At 60.1% G+C, this 21,166-nt stretch carries 15 protein-coding genes; 12 read left to right on the top strand and 3 right to left on the bottom strand.

The window, feature by feature from the left end:
• Positions 1–89 precede the first annotated feature (89 nt).
• On the top strand, positions 90–353 hold the full coding sequence (locus tag ACYZT2_RS26665; protein ID WP_017341203.1) for a hypothetical protein: 264 nt from the start codon (positions 90–92) through the stop codon (positions 351–353).
• Positions 354–443: 90 nt separating this feature from the next.
• Here the strand turns inward: ACYZT2_RS26665 and gbdR are convergent, their stop codons facing one another.
• Positions 444–1,547 (bottom strand): choline metabolism transcriptional regulator GbdR, encoded by a 1,104-nt coding sequence (gene gbdR, locus ACYZT2_RS26670; protein WP_461968696.1) that lies wholly within the window; start codon positions 1,545–1,547, stop codon positions 444–446.
• A 513-nt stretch (positions 1,548–2,060) separates the two neighbouring features.
• On the bottom strand, positions 2,061–3,437 hold the full coding sequence (locus ACYZT2_RS26675) for an L-serine ammonia-lyase (RefSeq protein WP_461968698.1): 1,377 nt from the start codon (positions 3,435–3,437) through the stop codon (positions 2,061–2,063).
• 437 nt (positions 3,438–3,874) lie between these two features.
• Here ACYZT2_RS26675 and ACYZT2_RS26680 point away from each other — a divergent pair, with 437 nt between their 5' ends.
• The 3 genes from ACYZT2_RS26680 (at position 3,875) to choV (ending at position 6,923) form a co-directional block, all read left to right on the top strand.
• Positions 3,875–4,825, top strand: a complete 951-nt coding sequence (locus ACYZT2_RS26680) for a choline ABC transporter substrate-binding protein (RefSeq protein WP_461968700.1) — start codon at positions 3,875–3,877, stop codon at positions 4,823–4,825.
• A gap of 77 nt (positions 4,826–4,902) precedes the next feature.
• Entirely contained in the window at positions 4,903–5,748 is an 846-nt protein-coding gene (choW, locus tag ACYZT2_RS26685; protein ID WP_461968702.1) for a choline ABC transporter permease subunit, read from the top strand.
• A complete protein-coding gene (choV, locus tag ACYZT2_RS26690) occupies positions 5,745–6,923 on the top strand; it encodes a choline ABC transporter ATP-binding protein (RefSeq protein ID WP_461968704.1) in 1,179 nt (392 codons plus the stop codon). Before choW ends, choV begins: the two co-directional genes overlap by 4 nt.
• Positions 6,924–7,113: 190 nt before the next feature.
• Here the strand turns inward: choV and ACYZT2_RS26695 are convergent, their stop codons facing one another.
• Positions 7,114–9,063, bottom strand: coding sequence for a BCCT family transporter (locus ACYZT2_RS26695; RefSeq protein ID WP_461973275.1), 1,950 nt, complete (start codon positions 9,061–9,063; stop codon positions 7,114–7,116).
• 380 nt (positions 9,064–9,443) lie between these two features.
• Between ACYZT2_RS26695 and betI the strand changes: the two genes are divergently transcribed.
• From betI to ACYZT2_RS26735, 8 genes are all read left to right on the top strand, one after another.
• Positions 9,444–10,037, top strand: coding sequence for a transcriptional regulator BetI (betI, locus tag ACYZT2_RS26700; RefSeq protein WP_461968706.1), 594 nt, complete (start codon positions 9,444–9,446; stop codon positions 10,035–10,037).
• 107 nt (positions 10,038–10,144) lie between these two features.
• Positions 10,145–11,617, top strand: a complete 1,473-nt coding sequence (gene betB / locus ACYZT2_RS26705) for a betaine-aldehyde dehydrogenase (RefSeq protein ID WP_461968708.1) — start codon at positions 10,145–10,147, stop codon at positions 11,615–11,617.
• A 155-nt stretch (positions 11,618–11,772) separates the two neighbouring features.
• Positions 11,773–13,476 (top strand): choline dehydrogenase, encoded by a 1,704-nt coding sequence (gene betA, locus ACYZT2_RS26710; RefSeq protein WP_461968710.1) that lies wholly within the window; start codon positions 11,773–11,775, stop codon positions 13,474–13,476.
• A 271-nt stretch (positions 13,477–13,747) separates the two neighbouring features.
• Positions 13,748–15,190, top strand: coding sequence for a TldD/PmbA family protein (locus ACYZT2_RS26715; RefSeq protein ID WP_461968712.1), 1,443 nt, complete (start codon positions 13,748–13,750; stop codon positions 15,188–15,190).
• Entirely contained in the window at positions 15,190–16,539 is a 1,350-nt protein-coding gene (locus ACYZT2_RS26720) for a TldD/PmbA family protein (RefSeq protein ID WP_461968714.1), read from the top strand. Before ACYZT2_RS26715 ends, ACYZT2_RS26720 begins: the two co-directional genes overlap by 1 nt.
• A gap of 112 nt (positions 16,540–16,651) precedes the next feature.
• Complete coding sequence (gene mdtD / locus ACYZT2_RS26725; RefSeq protein WP_461968716.1) at positions 16,652–18,079, top strand: multidrug transporter subunit MdtD; 1,428 nt, start codon at positions 16,652–16,654, stop codon at positions 18,077–18,079.
• A gap of 231 nt (positions 18,080–18,310) precedes the next feature.
• The gene (gene dbpA / locus ACYZT2_RS26730) at positions 18,311–19,648 is read left to right on the top strand and encodes an ATP-dependent RNA helicase DbpA (RefSeq protein WP_229768771.1); all 1,338 of its coding nucleotides are present in this window, start codon (positions 18,311–18,313) and stop codon (positions 19,646–19,648) included.
• A gap of 142 nt (positions 19,649–19,790) precedes the next feature.
• Complete coding sequence (locus tag ACYZT2_RS26735; RefSeq protein WP_461968718.1) at positions 19,791–20,969, top strand: BaiN/RdsA family NAD(P)/FAD-dependent oxidoreductase; 1,179 nt, start codon at positions 19,791–19,793, stop codon at positions 20,967–20,969.
• Positions 20,970–21,166: the final 197 nt, after the last annotated feature.

Consider the following 21,166-nt stretch of genomic DNA (forward strand, 5'->3'; position numbering starts at 1 on the left):
GCGGCCATTGCGACAAATCGTCCTTGCCGACGTCCATCGCCCCTACCAGAATCGAGCCACGACACCGTTCCCTGAAGAAGGATTGCGTCATGATGCATGCCGATTTGATTGACCAGGAAGACCTGTTGGGCCAGCTGAAATCGTTGGGTTTTCAAGTGCCTAATGGCTCTACAGCCGAGCAGGCTTGCGAGTGTGCGGTGCGAGGCTTGAACGATGAGCGGGCGATGACGCTGCGGACCATGGTCAAGCAGATGTACACCAGCAGCGCGACCATCCTGCCGGCCGTGCGCCAGGCGATCGACAAGCAGTTGCTGCCTGCGCTGGCGGAATATCAGCAAAGCCGTAGCGCCTGACAGGACGCCTTCGCGGGCAAGCCTCGCTCCTACAGAAAATCACACCACCCTGTAGGAGCGAGGCTTGCCCGCGAATGAAACCGCCTCGGTTTAGAGCCTTACGCTAGCAAACGTCGACTCATTGCGCGCCTGGCTCAACGCCGACAGCGGCCCGGACAACGGCGACAGCACCAAGGCTTGCGGCAGCGGCATCATCGCCACTTGTTGCGTGGTGTTGGAACCTACGCGCTCGTCACGCGGCGGAATGCCGAAGTATTCGCGGTAGCACTTGGAGAAGTGCGGCGTGGACACGAAGCCACACACCGACGCCACTTCGATGATCGACATCGGCGTTTGCTTGAGCAACTGCCGGGCGCGAATCAAGCGCAATTTCAGGTAATAACGCGACGGCGAGCAGTGCAGGTACTTCTGGAACAGCCGCTCCAGCTGACGACGCGACACAGCGACGTACACCGCCAGCTCGTCGAGGTCGATCGGCTCTTCGAGGTTGGCTTCCATCAACGCCACGATTTCCTGGAGCTTCGGCTGGTTGGTGCCAAGCATGTGCTTGAGCGGCACGCGCTGGTGATCCTGCTCGTTGCGGATGCGCTCGTAGACGAACATTTCCGAGATCGCGGCCGACAGTTCACGACCGTGATCGCGGCTGATCAGGTGCAGCATCATGTCCAGGGGCGCGGTGCCGCCGGAGCTGGTGAAACGGTTACGGTCGAGGGTGAACAGCCGGGTGCTCATGGCCACCCGCGGGAAAGCTTCCTGCATCGACGCCAGGCATTCCCAGTGCACGCTGCAATCGAAACCGTCCAGCAGACCGGCGCAAGCCAGGGCCCAGCTGCCGGTGCAGACCGCACCGAGACGACGGGATTGACGCGCCTGGCTTTGCAGCCACGACACGTGCTCGCGGGTTACGGTGCGCTGAATGCCGATACCGCCGCAGACGATGATGGTGTCCAGGGGAGGCGCTTTGTGCATGGAGGCGTCGGGGGTGATCTGCAGACCGTCACTGGCCCAGACCTGACCGCCATCGACGGTGAGGGTGCTCCAGCGATACAGCTCGCGGCCGGACAATTGGTTGGCCATGCGCAGAGGTTCTACTGCGGAGGCCAGAGAAATAAGCGTGAAATTGTCCAGCAGCAAAAAGCCGATGGATTGAGGCGCACGGTTCTGGGGTTGGGCCCCGGAGTTGAACGTCGTCATCGCGGTATCTCCTCACACAAAGCGGGTGATGGCCTCAGGCGGAGGCTCTTTTTATTGCCATCGTTCTCGCGTGGGAGACGGGCTTTGTAATGACAGAGCAAATGCCATGCCTAAAATTGAATGCGCGTTCAATAACTCCTGAAAACGACGTCGCGATGCGTCTAAATATGACGCGCAGGGATAGGCGGTAATAAGTGCCATCAAGGACCGCAAACCCTCTGCCCCGTTGCGCGTGAGCAAATCGGTAGCACTTGTGGGAACAGGGCTGCGACGCTCTGGGGGGAGTGTCACCGCAAGCACGGGTGACGGACGGTCAGGCTTGAATTGGATCCCTGACCGGGGCAGACAGGCTTACCTGTTTGCGACGCGCTAAAAGGTGGCGCGTTTTAAATCGGGTGTTCACTTAGCGCGCAGTTTTGACTGGTCTGACGCTATCGCGAGCAGGCTCGCTCCCACAGTTGATCGCATTCCCCTGTGGGAGCGAGCCTGCTCGCGATTGGGGTCGACGCGGTCTCAGCACTCAACCGCGCTAACCGCCAACCCACCGCGCGATGTTTCTTTATATTTGTCGTGCATGTCGGCACCGGTATCACGCATGGTGCGGATCACCCGGTCGAGCGAAATAAAGTGCTGACCATCGCCCCGCAGCGCCATCTGCGCCGCGTTGATCGCTTTCACCGCGGCAATGGCGTTGCGCTCGATGCACGGCACTTGCACCAGCCCGCCCACGGGATCGCAGGTCAGGCCGAGGTTGTGTTCCAGGCCGATTTCCGCCGCGTTGCACATCTGCTCCGGTGTGGCCCCGAGAATCTCCGCCAACCCGGCCGCCGCCATGGCGCAGGCCGAACCCACTTCGCCCTGGCAACCGACTTCAGCACCGGAAATCGACGCGTTCTTCTTGCACAGAATCCCCACCGCCGCGGCACTGAGGAAGTAATCGACCACATTGGCGTCGGTCACTGCCTCGCTGAACTTCATGAAGTAGTGCAACACCGCCGGAATGATCCCCGCCGCGCCGTTGGTCGGTGCCGTAACCATGCGCCCGCCGGCAGCGTTTTCTTCGTTGACCGCCAAGGCGAACAAGTTCACCCACTCCATGGCGCTCAAGGTCGAGCCAATCACGTTGGGCTTGTTCAGTTCTTGCAGACTACGGTGCAGTTTGGCTGCGCGACGACGCACATTCAGGCCACCGGGCAGGATCCCCTCGTGCTTGAGGCCTTGCTCCACGCAATCTTGCATCGCGCGCCAGAGTTTCATCAGGCCGGCGCGAATTTCCTCTTCGCTGCGCCAGACTTTCTCGTTGGCCATCATCAGCTCTGCAACGCGCAGGTTGTGCTGCTTGCAGAGACTGAGCAGCTCGACGGCACTGCAGAAGTCGTAAGGCAGCACGGTGCGATCCAGATCCACCACGCCGCTGGAAGCCTGTGCCTCATCGACGACAAAACCACCGCCGATGGAATAGTAGGTGTCGCGATGCAGCTCGCCGTGATCGCCTTCGGCAACCAGGGTCATGGCGTTGGGATGGAACGGCAGGTTCTCGTCGATCAAACGCATGTCCCTGGCCCAGATGAACGGGACCGACAAGCGACCGTCGAGCAGTAGCGTGTGGGTTTCACGCAGGGCCTCGATGCGGATGCCGATTTGCGACGGATCGATCGCGTCCGGCCACTCGCCCATCAGCCCCATGATCACCGCGTTGTCGCTGCCGTGACCGATGCCGGTGGCCGAAAGCGATCCATAAAGCTGAACTTCGACGCGCCGCACCTGCTCCAAAAGTCCCTGTTCACGCAAACCTTGCACGAACAGCGCCGCGGCGCGCATAGGCCCCACGGTGTGCGAACTGGAAGGGCCGATGCCGATTTTGAACAAGTCGAAAACGCTGATAGCCATTACTGCTGAACTCCTGGATTTGCCTGCTCCGGGCGCAAAAGCGCCCAGTGACGGAGCTGCTACGCTCAAGCTGCAATCCGCCGAGATGGCCGCATCATCAGGCTTTTGTCATGTCGTTCAACGTCTCACACCGACGCAGTCATGCTCACCAGCGCCGCACGCCGCTCACGCCGTGTTTTCGCCGTTTTTTTGCGAATCAGAGGGGCAAAACGGGCTGAAAAAAGCTGTAAACGACGTTACCGACACTGGATGCGACCATCCCTGTACTGGTTACGACGCACCCTGTAGGCGTCAGATTTTCACTGGTACATGATCGTATCGACTCGATTGCACGGCGCCGTGGTAAAGCTGTCTCCAAAACGCCATCCAACCGCAACAAATAAGTGCGGTGGTCCCAGTCGGAACACTGCCAAAAAAAACACCAAGGAGTCGCCCCTATGAAAGGTTCCCCGTCGTTGTTGTTGGCCGCCATGCTGAGTCTGCCGTTTCTGGCTCAAGCCGCAGAACCGGCCCAATGCAGCACCGTAAACTTCTCCGATGTCGGCTGGACGGACATTACCGTCACTACCGCCACCACCAGCGTCGTTCTCGATGCCCTGGGCTACAAGACCAAGACCACGATGATTTCTGTGCCGGTGACCTACAAGTCCCTGGCCGACGGCAAGAACATGGACGTATTCCTCGGTAACTGGATGCCGACCATGGAAAACGACATCAAGGCCTACCGAGATGCCGGCACCGTGGACACCCTGCGCGCTAATCTGGAAAACGCAAAATACACACTCGCCGTCCCCGAAGAGTTGTATAACAAAGGTCTGAAAGATTTCGCCGACATCGCCAAGTTCAAGAAAGAACTCGACGGCAAGATCTATGGCATCGAACCGGGTAACGACGGCAACCGCCTGATCCAGAGCATGATCGACAAGAACGCCTTCGGCCTGAAAGACGCCGGCTTCAAGGTGGTCGAGTCCAGCGAGGCAGGCATGCTCTCGCAAGTCGATCGCGCCCAGCGCCGCAACACCGCCGTGGTGTTCCTGGGCTGGGAGCCGCACCCGATGAACACTCGATTCAAGATGAAGTACCTGACCGGCGGCGACGAATTTTTCGGCCCGAACTTTGGCCAGGCGACCATCTACACCAACACCCGCAAGGGCTACGCACAGGAATGCAGCAACGTCGGTCAGTTGCTGAAAAACCTGGCGTTTACCCTCGACATGGAAAGCACGCTGATGGGCAACGTCCTGGACGACAAAATGAAGCCTGACGCGGCCGCCAAGGCCTGGCTGAAAAAGAATCCACAGGTGCTCGATACCTGGCTCGCTGGCGTAACCACCATTGACGGTAAACCAGGCCTGGAGGCCGTGAAAGCCAACCTCGCGCAGCCTTGATTTAAGAAGCATCGCTTACGCCGGGCGAGTTCGCTCGCCCGGGCTGTTTATTTCCTTGCATGCGGACGTTCACTACCATGCTGATTGATCAGAAAATACCTTTAGGCCAGTACATCGCGGGCTTCGTTGAATGGTTGACGCAACACGGCGCCAACACCTTCGACGCAATCGCCGTGTCACTGGAAACGATGATCCACGGCGTGACTTTTGCGCTGACCTGGTTCAACCCGCTGGCATTGATCGGCCTCATCGCGCTACTGGCACACTTCATTCAACGCAAATGGGGCCTGACGGTTTTCGTCATCGCCTCCTTTCTGCTGATCCTCAATCTGGGGTATTGGCAGGAAACCATGGAAACCCTCGCCCAGGTGTTGTTCGCCACCCTGGTGTGCGTGCTGATCGGCGTGCCATTGGGCATCGTCGCCGCGCACAAACCTATGTTCTACACAGTGATGCGGCCGGTGCTCGATCTGATGCAGACCGTGCCGACCTTCGTGTACCTCATTCCTACCCTGACCCTCTTCGGTCTGGGTGTGGTCCCGGGTCTGATCTCGACGGTGGTGTTCGCGATTGCCGCACCTATCCGCCTGACCTACCTGGGCATCCGTGATGTTCCCGCAGAATTGATGGACGCCGGCAAAGCCTTCGGCTGCTCGCGCCGTCAACTGCTCGCACGCATCGAACTGCCCTACGCCATGCCAAGCATCGCGGCCGGTATCACCCAGTGCATCATGCTGTCGTTGTCGATGGTGGTGATTGCGGCACTGGTGGGCGCCGATGGCCTGGGCAAACCCGTGGTCAACGCACTGAACACTGCTGATATTGCCCTGGGCTTCGAAGCAGGCCTGGCGATCGTACTGCTGGCGATCATGCTCGACCGTATTTGCAAACAACCCGACGCTAAAGTAGGGGGTGACGCATGAGCATTATTCGCTTCGAAGACGTGGACGTGATCTTCTCCAAAGACCCGCGCGAGGCGCTCAAACTCCTCGACCAGGGCATGACCCGCGACCAGATCCTGAAAAAGACCGGGCAGATTGTCGGCGTAGAAAAAGCCAGCCTGGACGTCGAGAAAGGTGAAATCTGCGTGCTGATGGGCCTGTCCGGCTCCGGCAAATCCAGCCTGTTGCGCTGCATCAACGGTCTCAACACCGTTAGCCGTGGCAAGTTGTTCGTCGAGCACGAAGGCAAGCAGATCGACATCGCTTCCTGTACCCCGGTGGAACTGAAAATGATGCGCACCAAGCGCATCGCGATGGTGTTCCAGAAGTTTGCGCTGATGCCCTGGCTGACAGTGCGCGAGAACATCAGCTTCGGTCTGGAGATGCAGGGCCGGCCGGAGAAAGAACGAAAAAAACTGGTCGATGAAAAACTCGAACTGGTGGGCCTGACCCAATGGCGCAACAAGAAACCCGATGAGCTCTCCGGTGGTATGCAACAGCGTGTAGGCCTGGCCCGAGCGCTGGCGATGGACGCCGACATTCTGCTGATGGACGAACCGTTCTCGGCCCTCGACCCGCTGATCCGTCAAGGCCTGCAGGACGAACTGCTGGAACTGCAACGCAAGCTCAGCAAAACCATCGTCTTCGTGAGTCACGACCTTGATGAAGCCCTGAAGCTCGGCAGCCGTATCGCCATCATGAAAGACGGCCGGATCATCCAGTACAGCAAGCCGGAAGAAATCGTCCTGAACCCTGCGGACGATTACGTGCGCACCTTCGTCGCCCACACCAACCCGCTGAACGTATTGTGCGGTCGCAGCTTGATGCGCACCCTGGACAAGTGCAAACGCATCAACGGTTCGGTATGCCTGGATCCGGGCGGCGATTCGTGGCTGGACCTGGCCGAAGGCAACACCATCAAAGGCGCACGCCAGAACGGCTCGAGCCTGGACCTGCAGAACTGGATACCGGGGCAAGCGGTTGAAGGTTTGGGGCGTCGGCCAACGCTGGTGGACTCCAACATCGGCATGCGCGATGCGCTGCAGATTCGTTACCAGACCGGCAACAAACTGGTGCTGCACGACAACAACAAAGTAGTCGGGATTCTGGGCGACAGCGAGCTGTATCACGCGCTGCTCGGCAAGAACCTGGGGTAAGCAGCAGACACAAAAACGCCGCGAGATGATCGCGGCGTTTTTGTTTGTGCGCTGTACCTGTGGGAGCGAGCCTGCTCGCGATGGCGGAGGGTCAGTCAACATGGATGCTGACTGTTATGCCCTCATCGCGAGCAGGCTCGCTCCCACAGGGATTTGCGGTGCAGCTATTTGCACCGCATCACCTCAAACCTCAGCTATAAACCCGACCAAGGAGCTGCCGATGGCTTTCAAACTGATCGAGCACGTCACGGGTGATCTGATCCTGAGTGAATCCCATCAAGTCGTAATCCTGGCTGCCGTTGTGCAGGTACACCTCGGCGCGGTAGTAACGTGCACGCGGTTCATCGGCACTTTCGGCCGACACCGTGTCACTCGCCGCCGCCAGATAACCGTCCAGGCTCACTTCGTAGACAAAAGGGTTGCCCTCTTCCATCTCGATCCGCACGCCCATGCAGCGTTTCGATTTGCCCAGCAACGTCTGCACATCCAGGCCCTGAGCACGCAGTTGCACAGCCGCATCTTCCAGCGCCGGGCTGACGCGTTTGTCCATGAAACGCTGAACGATCGACTGGTTCGGTTGCAGATCCAGTTGGGTCAGACGCTCGCTGAAACCACGACGACCACGCGCGGCCAGTTCCGCTTGCTCCTGTTCGATCTGCACGTCCTGGCGCATGGCCTTGTGCAAGCCGAACATGAAGAACACCAGCACTACCGAGAACGGCAGCCCCGCCAGCACTACCATGGTCTGCATGGCTTCGAAGTTACCGGCGAACAGCAGACCGATGGTCACCAGGGTGATCACCGCCGACCAGAAAATCCGCAGCCAGTGCGGCGCATCTTCGTCAACGTTACCGCCCTTGCACGAAAGGTTGGCCATCATCACCGCACCGGAATCCGCCGGGGTCAGGAACAGCACGAAGCCGACAAAAATCGACACGCCGATCACGATCTTCGACGCTGGATAATGCTCAAGCAACTGGTAGATCGCCATCGACGGCTGTTCCAGCGCCGTCTTCCCGAGCTCCACCGCTCCATGGTTCATCACCAGGTCCAGGGCCGAGTTGCCGAAGATCGACAGCCATGCCAGGGTGAAGCCCAGCGGAATCAGCAGCACGCCGGCCACCAGTTCACGCACCGTGCGACCACGGGAAATACGCGCGATGAACATACCTACGAATGGTGCCCAGGAAATCCACCAGGCCCAGTAGAACAGAGTCCACAGGCCCAACCAGCGCTCGGATTTGGCGTTGTCGGCTTCGTACACATAGAGGTCGAAAGTCTTCAGCACCACGCCGTTCAGGTAGTCACCGATGTTCTGCACAAAGCCGTTGAGCAGGTGCAGAGTCGGGCCGAACAACAGCACGAAAATCAGCAGACCGCTGAACAGCACGATGTTCAGGTTGGACAGACGGCGAATGCCGTTTTCCACGCCAGACACAGCGGCGATGGTCGCCACGGTGCTCATCACGATGATCACAATCAGCAGGTTGGTGTTGCTGTGTTCCATGCCGAACAGATTTTCCAGCCCCGACGACACTTGCAACGAACCAATCCCCAGGTTTGTCACCAGCCCCAGCAAGGTCACGAACATACCGAAAACGTCCACCGCATGACCGGCCGCGCCTTTGACCCAACGCTCGCCGACCAGCGGATACAGCGCCGACCGCAACGCCAGCGGCTGGTTATGACGGTAAGCAAAGTACGCCACGGCCAGGCCGACCAGTGCGTAGATCGCCCAGCCATGCAGGCCCCAATGCAGGAATGTCAGTTGCACAGCCTGACGGGCCGCAAGGTTGCTGCCGGCCACGCCTTCCGGCGGATTGAAATAGTGGTCCAGCGGCTCGGAAGCACCGAAGTACAACAACGAGATGCCGATACCCGACGAGAACAGCATCCCCGCCCAGGCGCCGTAGCTGAAATCCGGGGTGTCGTCCTTGCTGCCCAGTTTGAGTTTGCCGTAGGACGAAAACGCCAGGCCAACCACAAAAACCAGATAAGCGGCGATCACCACCATGTAGTACCAGCCGAAGCTGCGGGACAACCAGGCCTGGGCAATGCCGAGCATTCTGCCGGCCTCTTGCGGGGCGATGATCAGAATGGCGGTCAACAGCAGGATCAGCGCGGTAGAGGTGTAGAACACCCAACCGTTGACCGTCACCTTCTCGGGCGGGGTCTTTATTAGAGAGGCAGAACTCATGGCACAGATGCTCCAGGCAGTGCGAGAGAAGAACACAAGGCAACGCGTTACCCGACCAATCGGTTAGTTGGCAGCCGACCGGCGGGTGATATAAAGACACCCCGAAAAAAGCCCGAAACCCTTGGAACGCCTGTGCGTATAGGTTTCGAGCATTTTTGGATGTCGTTTTTCCGCCAACTACACGTAGGAAAAACCTGTAGGCAGCGACGAATTGTCGCAGATCTTATTCTTTGTTGATTGAACGTTCAATCAAAACAAAATAGACTGGCCCTCAATCCGGTAGCCGTTTTGCGTCCACCGGAAGGCCTAAGGAGATGTGCAAGATGCCCAAGGTCGGTATGCAACCCATCCGCCGCCAGCAATTGATCGAAGCCACGTTACAGGCCGTCGATCAGGTCGGCATGGGGGACGCCAGCATTGCGCTGATCGCCCGTTTGGCCGGTGTCTCGAATGGCATCATCAGTCACTACTTTCAGGACAAGAACGGCTTGATCGCCGCCACGGCGCAGTATCTGATGAGTGTCCTCAGCGAGAACGTCACCGCGCGCCGTCAGGCACTGGAGAACACCAGCCCACGGGCTCACCTTCAGGTGATTATCGAAGGCAACTTCGACGCCAGCCAGGTCAATGGCCCGGCAATGAAAACCTGGCTGGCCTTCTGGGCCACCAGCATGCACCACCCGTCTTTGCACAGGTTGCAGCGGATTAACGATCACCGTCTGTATTCCAACCTGTGCTGCCAGTTCCGCCGTGTGTTGCCGCTTGATCAAGCGCGCAGCGCCGCCCGCGGCCTGGCAGCCCTCATTGACGGTTTGTGGTTGCGCGGCGCGCTGTCGGGAGATGCTTTCGACACCGGGCAGGCGCACCGGATCGCTTACGAATACATGGATTTCCAACTGGCCAAGCAGGTGAGTTAGAGCACACATAATCGCTCAACCCCTGAACCGCTACCGACCGCGATGCCAATGCTATACGGCACGCCCGGTGGTTTAACGCCAACCCACTTATGCTCTGCGAGGACTTTATGGCCCGTTTCGAACTGCAAAAACTCTACATCGATGGCGGCTACAGTGACGCCAGCAGCGACGCCACTTTCGAAGCCATCAACCCGGCTAACGGTGAAGTCCTCGCAACCGTACAACGTGCGACCCAGTCAGACGTTGAGCGCGCTGTGGTCAGCGCCGAAAAGGGCCAGAAAATCTGGGCTGCGATGACTGCCATGGAGCGTTCGCGCATCCTGCGTCGTGCCGTCGACATCCTGCGCGAGCGCAACGATGAACTGGCCGCCCTGGAAACCCTGGACACCGGCAAGGCGTACTCCGAAACCCGTTACGTCGACATCGTCACCGGTGCTGACGTGCTGGAGTACTACGCAGGCCTGGTGCCGGCCATCGAAGGCGAGCAGATTCCGCTGCGCACCACGTCTTTCGTTTACACCCGTCGCGAGCCGCTGGGCGTCGTGGCCGGTATCGGCGCGTGGAACTACCCGATCCAGATCGCTTTGTGGAAATCCGCACCTGCCCTGGCGGCCGGTAACGCGATGATCTTCAAGCCAAGCGAAGTCACCTCCCTGACCACCCTGAAACTGGCCGAGATCTACACCGAAGCCGGCGTTCCGGCTGGCGTGTTCAACGTGTTGACCGGCAGCGGCCGTGAAGTCGGCACCTGGTTGACCGAGCACCCACGCATCGAAAAAATCTCCTTCACCGGCGGCACCGACACCGGCAAGAAGGTCATGGCCAGCGCTTCCGCCTCGTCGCTGAAAGACGTGACCATGGAACTGGGCGGCAAGTCCCCGCTGATCATCTTCGACGACGCCGACCTGGATCGCGCCGCCGACACCGCGATGATGGCCAACTTCTACAGCTCCGGTCAGGTCTGCACCAACGGCACTCGCGTGTTCGTACCGAGCCACCTTAAAGCCGCGTTCGAAGCCAAGATCGTTGAGCGCGTTGCACGCATTCGCGTCGGCAACCCGGAAGACGAAAACACCAACTTCGGCCCGCTGGTCAGCTTCGCCCACATGGAAAGCGTGCTGGGTTACATCGCCAAAGGTAAGGAAGAAGGCGCACGTTTGCTGTGCGGCGGCGATCGTTTGACCGACGGCGAATTCGCCAAAGGCGCGTTCGTGGCTCCGACCGTGTTCACCGATTGCACCGATGAGATGACCATCGTTCGCGAAGAAATCTTCGGCCCGGTGATGAGCATCCTGGCTTACGAAACCGAAGAAGAAGTGATCCGTCGCGCCAACGACACCGAGTTCGGTTTGGCTGCCGGTGTTGTCACCAAAGACCTGAACCGCGCTCACCGTGTGATCCATCAACTGGAAGCCGGTATCTGCTGGATCAACGCCTGGGGTGAGTCCGACGCCAAGATGCCGGTCGGCGGCTACAAGCAGTCGGGTGTGGGTCGTGAGAACGGCATCAGCTCGCTGAACAACTTCACACGCATCAAATCGGTACAGGTCGAACTGGGCGATTACGCCTCGGTGTTCTAAGGCGATATTTGTTTCGCCTGCGAGGCCGCCTTCGCGGGCAAGCCTCGCTCCTACAAGGACCACACAGGACCTGTAGGAGCGAGGCTTGCCCGCGATCGAGTGCGCAGCACTCGCCATGGCCTGACCTGACCCAACACCAAAGAGGGTGCATTTCAATGTCCCAAGAATTCGATTACATCATCATCGGTGCCGGCTCGGCCGGTAACACCCTGGCGACCCGTCTGACTGAAGACGAAGGCGTCACCGTCCTGCTGCTCGAAGCGGGCGGCCCGGATTACCGTCTCGACTTCCGCACGCAAATGCCGGCCGCCCTGGCGTTCCCGCTGCAAGGTCGTCGCTACAACTGGGCCTATGAAACCGATCCAGAGCCACACATGGACGGCCGCCGGATGGAATGCGGTCGCGGCAAGGGCCTCGGCGGCTCTTCGCTGATCAACGGCATGTGCTACATCCGCGGCAACGCCATGGACTACGACAACTGGTCGAAACTGCCCGGTCTGGAAGACTGGAGCTACCTCGACTGCCTGCCGTATTTCCGCAAGGCGGAAACCCGTGACATCGGCCCGAACGATTACCACGGTGGCGACGGTCCGGTCAGCGTGACCACGCCGAAAGCCGGCAACAATCCGCTATTCCACGCGATGGTTGAAGCGGGCGTGCAGGCCGGTTACCCGCGTACCGAAGACCTCAACGGCTACCAGCAGGAAGGTTTCGGCCCGATGGACCGCACCGTGACGCCGAACGGCCGTCGCGCCAGTACCGCTCGCGGTTACCTGGATATCGCCAAGAAGCGTTCGACCTTGACCATTGTCACCCACGCCCTGACCGACAAGATCCTGTTCGAAGGCAAGCGTGCGGTCGGCGTGCGTTACCTGATCGGCGCCGCTGAAGAGCGCGTTGAAGCCCGCGCCCGCAAGGAAGTGCTGCTGTGCTCCGGCGCCATCGCTTCGCCGCAGATTCTGCAACGCTCCGGCGTCGGCCCGGCCGAACTGCTGAACAAGCTCGACATTCCGGTGGTCCACGATCTGCCGGGCGTCGGCGAAAACCTGCAGGATCACCTTGAGCTGTACCTGCAATACGCCTGCACTCAACCGGTCTCGCTGTACCCGTCGCTGCTCTTGCACAACCAGCCGGCCATCGGTGCCGAATGGCTGTTCAACGGCACCGGCATCGGCGCCAGCAACCAGTTCGAAGCCGGCGGTTTCATCCGCACCCGTCCGGAATTCGATTGGCCGAACATTCAGTACCACTTCCTGCCGGTGGCGATTAACTACAACGGCAGCAACGGTGTGAAAGAACACGGCTTCCAGGCGCACATGGGTTCCATGCGTTCGCCAAGCCGTGGTCGCATCCAGGCCAAGTCCAAGGATCCGCGCGAGTACCCGAGCATCCTGTTCAACTACATGGCCACCGAGCAGGACTGGCAGGAATTCCGCGACGGCATCCGCCTGACCCGTGAAATCATGCAACAGCCTGCACTGGACGCCTTCCGTGGTCGCGAAATCAGCCCCGGCATCGACGTGCAAACCGACGAGCAGCTGGACAAGTTCATCCGCGAGCACGCCGAAACCGCGTTCCACCCGTCCTGCTCGTGCAAGATGGGCACCGACCAAATGGCGGTGGTTGACGCTGAAGGTCGTGTGCATGGCATGCAAAGCCTGCGTGTGGTCGATGCCTCGATCATGCCGATCATCACCACCGGCAACCTGAACGCGCCGACGATCATGATCGCCGAGAAAATCGCCGACAAGATCCGTGATCGCAAGCCATTGCCGCGTAGCAAGGCCGATTACTACGTGGCCGGTGATGCACCGGTGCGTGGCAAGCCGTTGCGGGATGTGAGCCTGACTGCTCAGTAAGACCGTTACACCGGGGCGCGGCCCATCGCGAGCAGGCTCGCTCCCACAGGTTTCAGGTTGAATTGCAGATTTGTGATCAACCTGGATCCCTGTGGGAGCGAGCCTGCTCGCGATGGGGCCCTGACAAATACCACACATCTCTCGGCATTCCTTTCCCCACACCGCTCCGCCCTTGATCTACCCCCCGCCCAGGCCTAATCTAGCGCCACGCAAACGCTTCACCCCCTCGCAATACCGATACATCGCAACTCCATACCAAGGAGGTTCCCGAATGTTCGATTTCCACCCCCAGCTCAAGCAGCGCTTCGCTGCCTTGCGCACGGGCGCTGAATTCTTTTCGCTGCGTTATGTGCGCGAGTCCGGCCAGTACCTGTCGGTACGCAAGAACGTCGCCGAACCGCCGAGCCTGAGCCGTGACGAAGGCGCGATGCTGACCGTTCGGGTCAACGGCGTCGAAGCCTATGCCGCGACCAACGACCTGTCCCAATCCGGCCTGCAAGCCGCGCTGGAAAAAGCCGAGCAACAAGCCCGTCGACTCAAGCCTCACGCCCTGCTCGACCTGCGTGAGCAAGCCGTCTCCAGCGACCGCGCCGACTATTTCTCACCCAACTTCGACCAGCCCTTTCCGTCCCTGAGCGATTGCTACCAACTGCTCGGCGCCGAATCCGCCGCCGTGCCCAAGGACGAGCGACTGGTGAATTGGCAGGCGAGCATCGGCATTACTAACGTCGAGCAAATCTACCTCAACAGCGCCGGTGCCGAATTGCGTCAGGCACAGCGATTCGTCTACCCGAGCGTGGACGTCACCGCCTACGACGGCAGCGACAGCCAGACCCGCAGCCTGGGCCGCGAGAACTTCGGCCAACAGGGCGGCTTTGATGTGATCAGCCGTTGCGGCCTGGTCGGTGCTGGCCCGAAAGTCGCTGATCAGGCGCTGCAATTGCTGCTGGCACCCAACACCCCGCAAGGCCCGCGCGATCTGTTGCTGATGCCCGACCAGATGATGCTGCAGATCCACGAGTCCATCGGTCACCCGCTGGAACTGGATCGCATCCTGGGCGATGAGCGCAATTACGCCGGCACCAGTTTCGTCAAGGCAGAAGACTTCGGCAGCCTGCAATACGGCTCCGAACTGCTCAACGTAACGTTCGACCCGGACATCCCCGAACAGCTCGCCAGCTACGGCCATGACGACGACGGCAGCGCCGCCAGCAAGCAATTTCTGATCAAGGAAGGCTTGCTGCTGCGGCCATTGGGCGGCGCACTCTCGCAATTTCGCGCCGGCATGGATGGCGTTGCCAGCAGCCGCGCCTGCGGCTGGAACCGTCCGCCGATCGACCGCATGGCCAACCTCAACATCGAGCCCGGCGATCAGCCGCTGGAACAACTGATCGGCAATATCGAGCACGGCATTTTGATGAGCACCAACCGTTCGTGGTCCATCGACGATGCGCGCAACAAGTTCCAGTTCGGTTGCGAATGGGGCCAGTTGATCGAAAACGGCGAACTCAAGGGCGTGGTGAAGAACCCGAACTACCGGGCGATTTCCGCACAATTCTGGAAAAGCCTCAGCGCTGTCGGCGATGCCAACACCGTCAAAGTGCTGGGCACGCCGAACTGCGGCAAGGGCGAACCGAACCAGGTGATCCGCGTCGGCCATGCGTCGCCTGCCTGTGTGTTCAGCAATGTGGATGTGTTTGGAGGAGACGCCTGATGAGTACTTCCACGAGCACTTCAAATAGCCAGGCCGAGTCATTCAAGGACCTGGTCAATTGGCTGCGTGATGCACTGCGCACGCCGGAGCAATTCACCCTCAGCTACGCCGCCGAGTCGTCGGCTTTCGTGCGTTTCAACCACGCCAAGGTCCGTCAGGCCGGGCAGGTGCAGCAGGCGAGTGTCGGGCTCAAACTGATCAACGATGGTCGTCATGCCGATCTGAATATCACGCTGTCGGGCGACCCCGAAGTCGATCTTCAGCGTCTGGCCGAAGGCCTGCAACAGTTGCGCGAAACCCTGCCTCTGTTGCCTCAGGATCCGTACCTGCTGCTTAACCAGAATGACTGGCAGAGCAACAACGTGCAGGAGCATCCGCTGCCGGACACCGAGCAAGTGGTTGCTGAAATCACTCAAGCTGCCGAGGGTCTGGACCTGGTTGGTTTCTATGCCGCAGGCCCCATCAGTCGCGGTTTCGCCAGCTCCTCGGGCGCGTTCGGCTGGCATCAGGCCAATAGTTTCAACTTCGATTTCAGCCTGTTTCATGAAAACGGTCAGGCAGTGAAAGCCAGTTATGCCGGGCATGACTGGAACAGCGAAGGGTTTGCCAGGCGCTTCCAGCAGGCCCGCGAGCAGCTGGCGTTTCTGGGTCGGCCGTTGCGCACGCTGCCGCCCGGCGAATACCGCGCCTATCTGGCGCCGGCAGCGCTGGAAGAAATCATGGGCATGCTCAGCTGGGGCGGGTTTTCGGCCCAGGCGATTGCCAGCAAGCAGAGCCCATTGCAGAAGTTCTACGCCAGCGAAACCTGCTTCAGCCCCAACGTATGGTTGAGTGAGCAGGTCAGCGGCTCCTTGAGCCCGGCGTTTTCCGACGAGGGTTATCCTCGCGATGATCTCGGGTTGATCGCCAAAGGCATGGCCAATGCCCGACTGATCAGTTCCCGCAGCGCCGCTGAATACGACCTCACTGCCAACGGCGCCAGCAGCCATGAATACCCGACGGCACTGGTCATGCAAGGCGGCAATCTGGAGCAGGCAGACATCCTAAAGCGCCTCGGCACCGGGCTCTATATCAGCAACCTGTGGTACCTGAACTACTCGGACCAACCGGCGGCGCGCCTGACCGGCATGACCCGGTTTGCGACCTTCTGGGTCGAGAACGGCGAGATTCAGGCACCGGTCAGCACCATGCGTTTCGATGACAGCGTCTACAGCCTGCTCGGTTCGCAGCTGGAAGCGTTGACCGAGGAACGCGAGCTGATGTTGTCGGCCAGCACCTACAGTCAGCGGGCGACTGCTTCGGCGTTATTGCCGGGTGCGCTCGTCAGCCGATTGACCCTGACGCTGTAAAAAACATCGCGGGCAAGCCCGCTCCCACATGGACGGTGAGCATCCTGTGGGAGCGGGCTTGCCCGCGATGAAGCCACCACGGACTACCTGATTCACACAACCAAGAGGTCCCATGCCCAACCGCCCACCTCTCGACGCTGTCACCGCCCGCTGGGTACCGTGGGTTGTGGCCATTGCCTTCTTCATGCAATCCCTCGACGGGACGATCCTCAACACCGCCCTCCCCGCCATGGCCCGGGACCTGGCCGAAGACCCGTTGCGCATGCAGGGCGTCATCATCGCCTACATGCTCACTGTCGCACTGCTGATCCCCGCTTCCGGCTGGATCGCCGACCGCTTCGGCACCCGGAAAATCTTCTTCGGCGCGATCCTCCTGTTCAGCTTCGGCTCATTGCTCTGCGCCTTGTCCAACACCCTGAGCATGCTCATCGGCGCCCGGGTGATTCAGGGCCTCGGTGGCGCGTTGATGCTGCCGGTCGGGCGATTGGTGGTGCTGCGCGCGTATCCACGCTCGGAGCTGGTGCGGATCATGGGGTTCATTACCATCCCTGGCCTGCTCGGCCCGCTGATCGGCCCGACCATGGGCGGCTGGATGGTGCAATACCTGACCTGGCACTGGATCTTTCTGATCAACCTGCCGGTGGGTGTCCTCGGTTGCTACGCGGTATGGAAATTCATTCCCGACCTGCGTGGCAGTGAGCGCACCCGCTTCGATAGCCTGGGCTTTTTGCTGTTCGGCGCGGCGATGGTGCTGATCACCGTCGCCATGGAAGGCCTCGGCGAACTGCACCTGCCGCACTTGCGAGTGATGTTGCTGCTGTTTGGCGGCATGGCGTGTCTGGCGGCGTATTGGCTGCGGGCCGGGCACATCGACAATCCGTTGTTTGCGCCATCGCTGTTCAAGACCCGGACCTTCGCCGTGGGCATCCTCGGCAACCTGTTCGCCCGTTTGGGCAGCGGCGCGTTGCCGTTTCTTGTGCCGTTGCTGCTGCAAGTGGCGCTGGGTTATTCGCCATCACAGGCCGGGATGAGCATGCTGCCCCTGGCGGCGGCCGCGATGGTCGCCAAGTCGGTGGCGCGGCCGCTGATCGAACGTTTCGGCTACCGCAGCGTGCTGACCGGCAACACACTGGCGCTGGGGATCATGCTGGCAAGCATGGGTCTGGTCAGCGAACAGACGCCGTATTGGCTGCTGCTGGCTCAGTTGGCGGTTCTGGGGGCGATCAACTCCTTGCAGTTCACCGCAATGAACACCGTCACGCTGATTGATCTCGACGATGCCAGCGCCAGCAGCGGCAACAGTTTGCTGTCAGTGGTCGCGCAATTGTCCCTGAGCCTCGGTGTGGCCTGCGCGGGCGCCCTGCTCGGCGGCTTCACGGCAGAGATCGGCAATGACGGCGTGAGCACGGTCCTGGGCGCGTTCCAGCTGACGTTCGTGACGGTCGGAATCATGGCGATGCTGGCTGCAACGATCTTCTCGCAGCTTTCGCCCAAGGATGGCCGACGGATGGTCAGCCGCGAACACGACATAGAACACTGACTTGTAGCAGCTGCCGAGGCACGAGGCTGCGTTGGGCAGCGAAGCGGCCCCCGAGGGCGGTCCTTCGGACACGCAACGCAGCCTCGTGCCTCGACAGCTGCTACACGCTATTCGTCCAGAACTTGCAGGTGCAGAGCGCGAGACTGATACACTGCGCGACATTTTGTTTTGCAGGCCAGTCCCGTGACCACCATCGCCACCGCTTTTAATACTTTGCCGCTGTCCGCCGCCATGCTGGCTAACCTCGACTCCCTCGGTTATGCCCAGATGACGCCGATCCAGGCGCAAAGCTTGCCGGTGATCCTCAAGGGGATGGACCTGATCGCCCAGGCCAAGACCGGCAGCGGCAAGACCGCCGCCTTCGGTATCGGCCTGCTGAACCCGATCAATCCGCGCTTCTTCGGTTGCCAGGCGCTGGTCATTTGCCCGACTCGCGAGTTGGCTGACCAGGTCGCCAAGGAAATCCGTCGTCTGGCCCGTGCCGAAGACAACATCAAGGTACTGACCCTGTGTGGCGGCGTGTCCTTCGGCCCGCAGATCGGTTCGCTGGAGCACGGCGCACACATCATCGTCGGCACCCCGGGGCGTATCCAGCAGCACCTGCGCAAGGGTTCGCTGGTGCTTCATGGCCTGAACACGCTGATCCTCGACGAAGCCGACCGCATGCTCGACATGGGTTTCTACGATTCCATCGAAGAAATCATCGCCCAGACCCCGGAGCGCCGCCAGACCCTGCTGTTCTCCGCCACGTACCCAGTGGGCATCAAGCAACTGGCGTCGAAATTCATGCGCACTCCTCAGATCGTGAAGGCCGAGGCGTTCCACGACGATACGCAGATCGAGCAGCGCTTCTACGAGATCTCTCCGGAAGAGCGTATGGACGCGGTGGTCAAAGTCCTCGCGCATTTCCGTCCGGCGTCCTGCGTTGCCTTCTGCTTCACCAAGCAGCAGGTTCAGGAAACCGTTGATCACCTGACCTCCAAAGGCATCTCCGCCGTCGGTCTGCAGGGTGATCTGGAACAGCGTGACCGCGATCAGGTATTGGCCATGTTCGCCAACCGCAGCACCTCGGTGCTGGTTGCCACTGACGTCGCCGCGCGCGGTCTGGACATCGATATGCTGGACATGGTGATCAACGTCGAACTGGCCCGTGACTCGGAAATCCACATTCACCGTGTTGGCCGTACCGGTCGTGCGGGCGAGAAAGGCATCGCGATCAGTCTGGTCGCCCCGTCCGAAGCGCACCGCGCCCAAGCCATCGAACAATTGCAGAAGTCGCCGTTGAGCTGGGATCAGTTGGACAACCTCAAATCCCAGGGCGGCGCGCCGCTGTTGCCGGTGATGAGCACGCTGTGCATTGGTGCGGGCCGTAAAGACAAAGTGCGCCCGGGCGACATTCTCGGTGCACTGACCGGCGACGCCGGCATCCCGGGCGCCCAGGTCGGCAAGATCGCGATTTTCGACTTCCAGGCCTATGTGGCCGTGGAACGCGGGATCGCCAAGCAAGCCTTGCAGCGCCTGAACGACGGTAAAATCAAAGGCCGCTCGTTGCGCGTTCGCATCCTTTAAGAACACTGTATTTCCCTGTGGGAGCGAGCCTGCTCGCGATGGCGGACTGTCAAACAACATCTATGTTGAATGTGCAGGCCTCATCGCGAGCAGGCTCGCTCCCACAGTTTGTTTTGTGGCGACACATCAAGAGGACACCGTTTTGCGCTCTACCGAAGTCGTGATCATTGGCGCTGGCGCCGCAGGGTTGATGTGTGCGCTGACCGCCGCCGGGCGCGGGCGCAAGGTGATGTTGCTTGACCACGCGAACAAGGCCGGCAAGAAAATCCTGATGTCGGGCGGTGGACGCTGCAATTTCACCAACATGTACACCGAACCAGGCAATTTTCTCTCGCAGAACGAGCACTTCTGCAAATCCGCCCTGGCGCGCTACACCCAGTGGGATTTCATCGGTCTGGTGGCCAAACACGGCGTGCCGTACCACGAGAAGAAACTCGGCCAGTTGTTCTGCGATAACAAATCCAGCGACATCCTCGAAATGCTGCTCGACGAGTGCGATCAGGTCGGCGTCAGCCTGCACCTGGACACCTCGATCCAGACGATCGAGAAGCTTGAAAGCGGTTACCTGCTGGACACCACGCTGGGGCAAATTTCCTGTGAGTCTCTGGTGATCGCCACCGGTGGCCTGTCGATTCCCACCCTCGGCGCCACAGGTTTCGGTTATCAGGTCGCCAAGCAATTCGGCCACGACTTGCTACCAACCCGCGCCGGCCTCGTGCCGTTCACCATCACCGATCAGCTCAAAGAGCTTTGCACCGAGCTGTCCGGTACGTCGGTGGATTGTCTGGTGAGCTGCAACGACCAGAATTTCCGCGAGAACATCCTGTTCACTCACCGCGGCCTCAGCGGGCCGGCGATTTTGCAGATTTCGTCGTTCTGGGAATCCGGCGACACGGTGGAAATCAACCTGATGCCAGATCACGACGTACCGACCTGGCTGCAACAGCAGCAGGCCGAACGCCCGAATAGCGAGTTGAAAACCTTGCTCGGTGAAATCTTCACCAAGAAGATGGCTAATCTGCTGGCGGATAACTGGTTCGTCTCCAAACCGATGAAGCAGTACACCCACGCCGAACTGGCGGACATCGCCGAAAAACTGGCGAGCTGGAAAGTGGTGCCGGCCGGCACTGAAGGCTACCGCACTGCCGAAGTGACCCTCGGCGGCGTCGACACGCGCGAAGTGTCATCCAAGACCATGGAATCGCTGAAAAGCCCTGGTTTGTATTTCATTGGTGAAGTGCTCGACGTTACCGGGCATCTGGGGGGGTTCAATTTCCAGTGGGCCTGGGCCTCCGGTTACGCCGCCGCGCAATTTGTCTGATTGAACCGATAACCTGTGGGAGCGAGCCTGCTCGCGATAGCGGTCTGACAGACGACATAAATGTTGAATGTACCGGCCTCATCGCGAGCAGGCTCGCTCCCACATTCGTTATGCGTTGATCTTTAAAGGAACAGATTTTGCTGTCCGATGTGATCGGCGCCATTGCGTCGACGTCATTAGTGGCTCAATTTAGCGTC

Source organism: Pseudomonas sp. MDT1-85 (genome assembly GCF_054898065.1).

What these genes read in the sequence shown, in the direction of transcription:
- ACYZT2_RS26665 (WP_017341203.1), top strand. Translation starts at nt 90, where the DNA reads ATGATGCATGCCGATTTGATTGACCAGGAAGACCTGTTGGGCCAGCTG.
- gbdR (WP_461968696.1), bottom strand. Translation starts at nt 1,547, where the DNA reads ATGACGACGTTCAACTCCGGGGCCCAACCCCAGAACCGTGCGCCTCAA.
- ACYZT2_RS26675 (WP_461968698.1), bottom strand. Translation starts at nt 3,437, where the DNA reads ATGGCTATCAGCGTTTTCGACTTGTTCAAAATCGGCATCGGCCCTTCC.
- ACYZT2_RS26680 (WP_461968700.1), top strand. Translation starts at nt 3,875, where the DNA reads ATGAAAGGTTCCCCGTCGTTGTTGTTGGCCGCCATGCTGAGTCTGCCG.
- choW (WP_461968702.1), top strand. Translation starts at nt 4,903, where the DNA reads ATGCTGATTGATCAGAAAATACCTTTAGGCCAGTACATCGCGGGCTTC.
- choV (WP_461968704.1), top strand. Translation starts at nt 5,745, where the DNA reads ATGAGCATTATTCGCTTCGAAGACGTGGACGTGATCTTCTCCAAAGAC.
- betI (WP_461968706.1), top strand. Translation starts at nt 9,444, where the DNA reads ATGCCCAAGGTCGGTATGCAACCCATCCGCCGCCAGCAATTGATCGAA.
- betB (WP_461968708.1), top strand. Translation starts at nt 10,145, where the DNA reads ATGGCCCGTTTCGAACTGCAAAAACTCTACATCGATGGCGGCTACAGT.
- betA (WP_461968710.1), top strand. Translation starts at nt 11,773, where the DNA reads ATGTCCCAAGAATTCGATTACATCATCATCGGTGCCGGCTCGGCCGGT.
- ACYZT2_RS26715 (WP_461968712.1), top strand. Translation starts at nt 13,748, where the DNA reads ATGTTCGATTTCCACCCCCAGCTCAAGCAGCGCTTCGCTGCCTTGCGC.
- ACYZT2_RS26720 (WP_461968714.1), top strand. Translation starts at nt 15,190, where the DNA reads ATGAGTACTTCCACGAGCACTTCAAATAGCCAGGCCGAGTCATTCAAG.
- mdtD (WP_461968716.1), top strand. Translation starts at nt 16,652, where the DNA reads ATGCCCAACCGCCCACCTCTCGACGCTGTCACCGCCCGCTGGGTACCG.
- dbpA (WP_229768771.1), top strand. Translation starts at nt 18,311, where the DNA reads ATGCTGGCTAACCTCGACTCCCTCGGTTATGCCCAGATGACGCCGATC.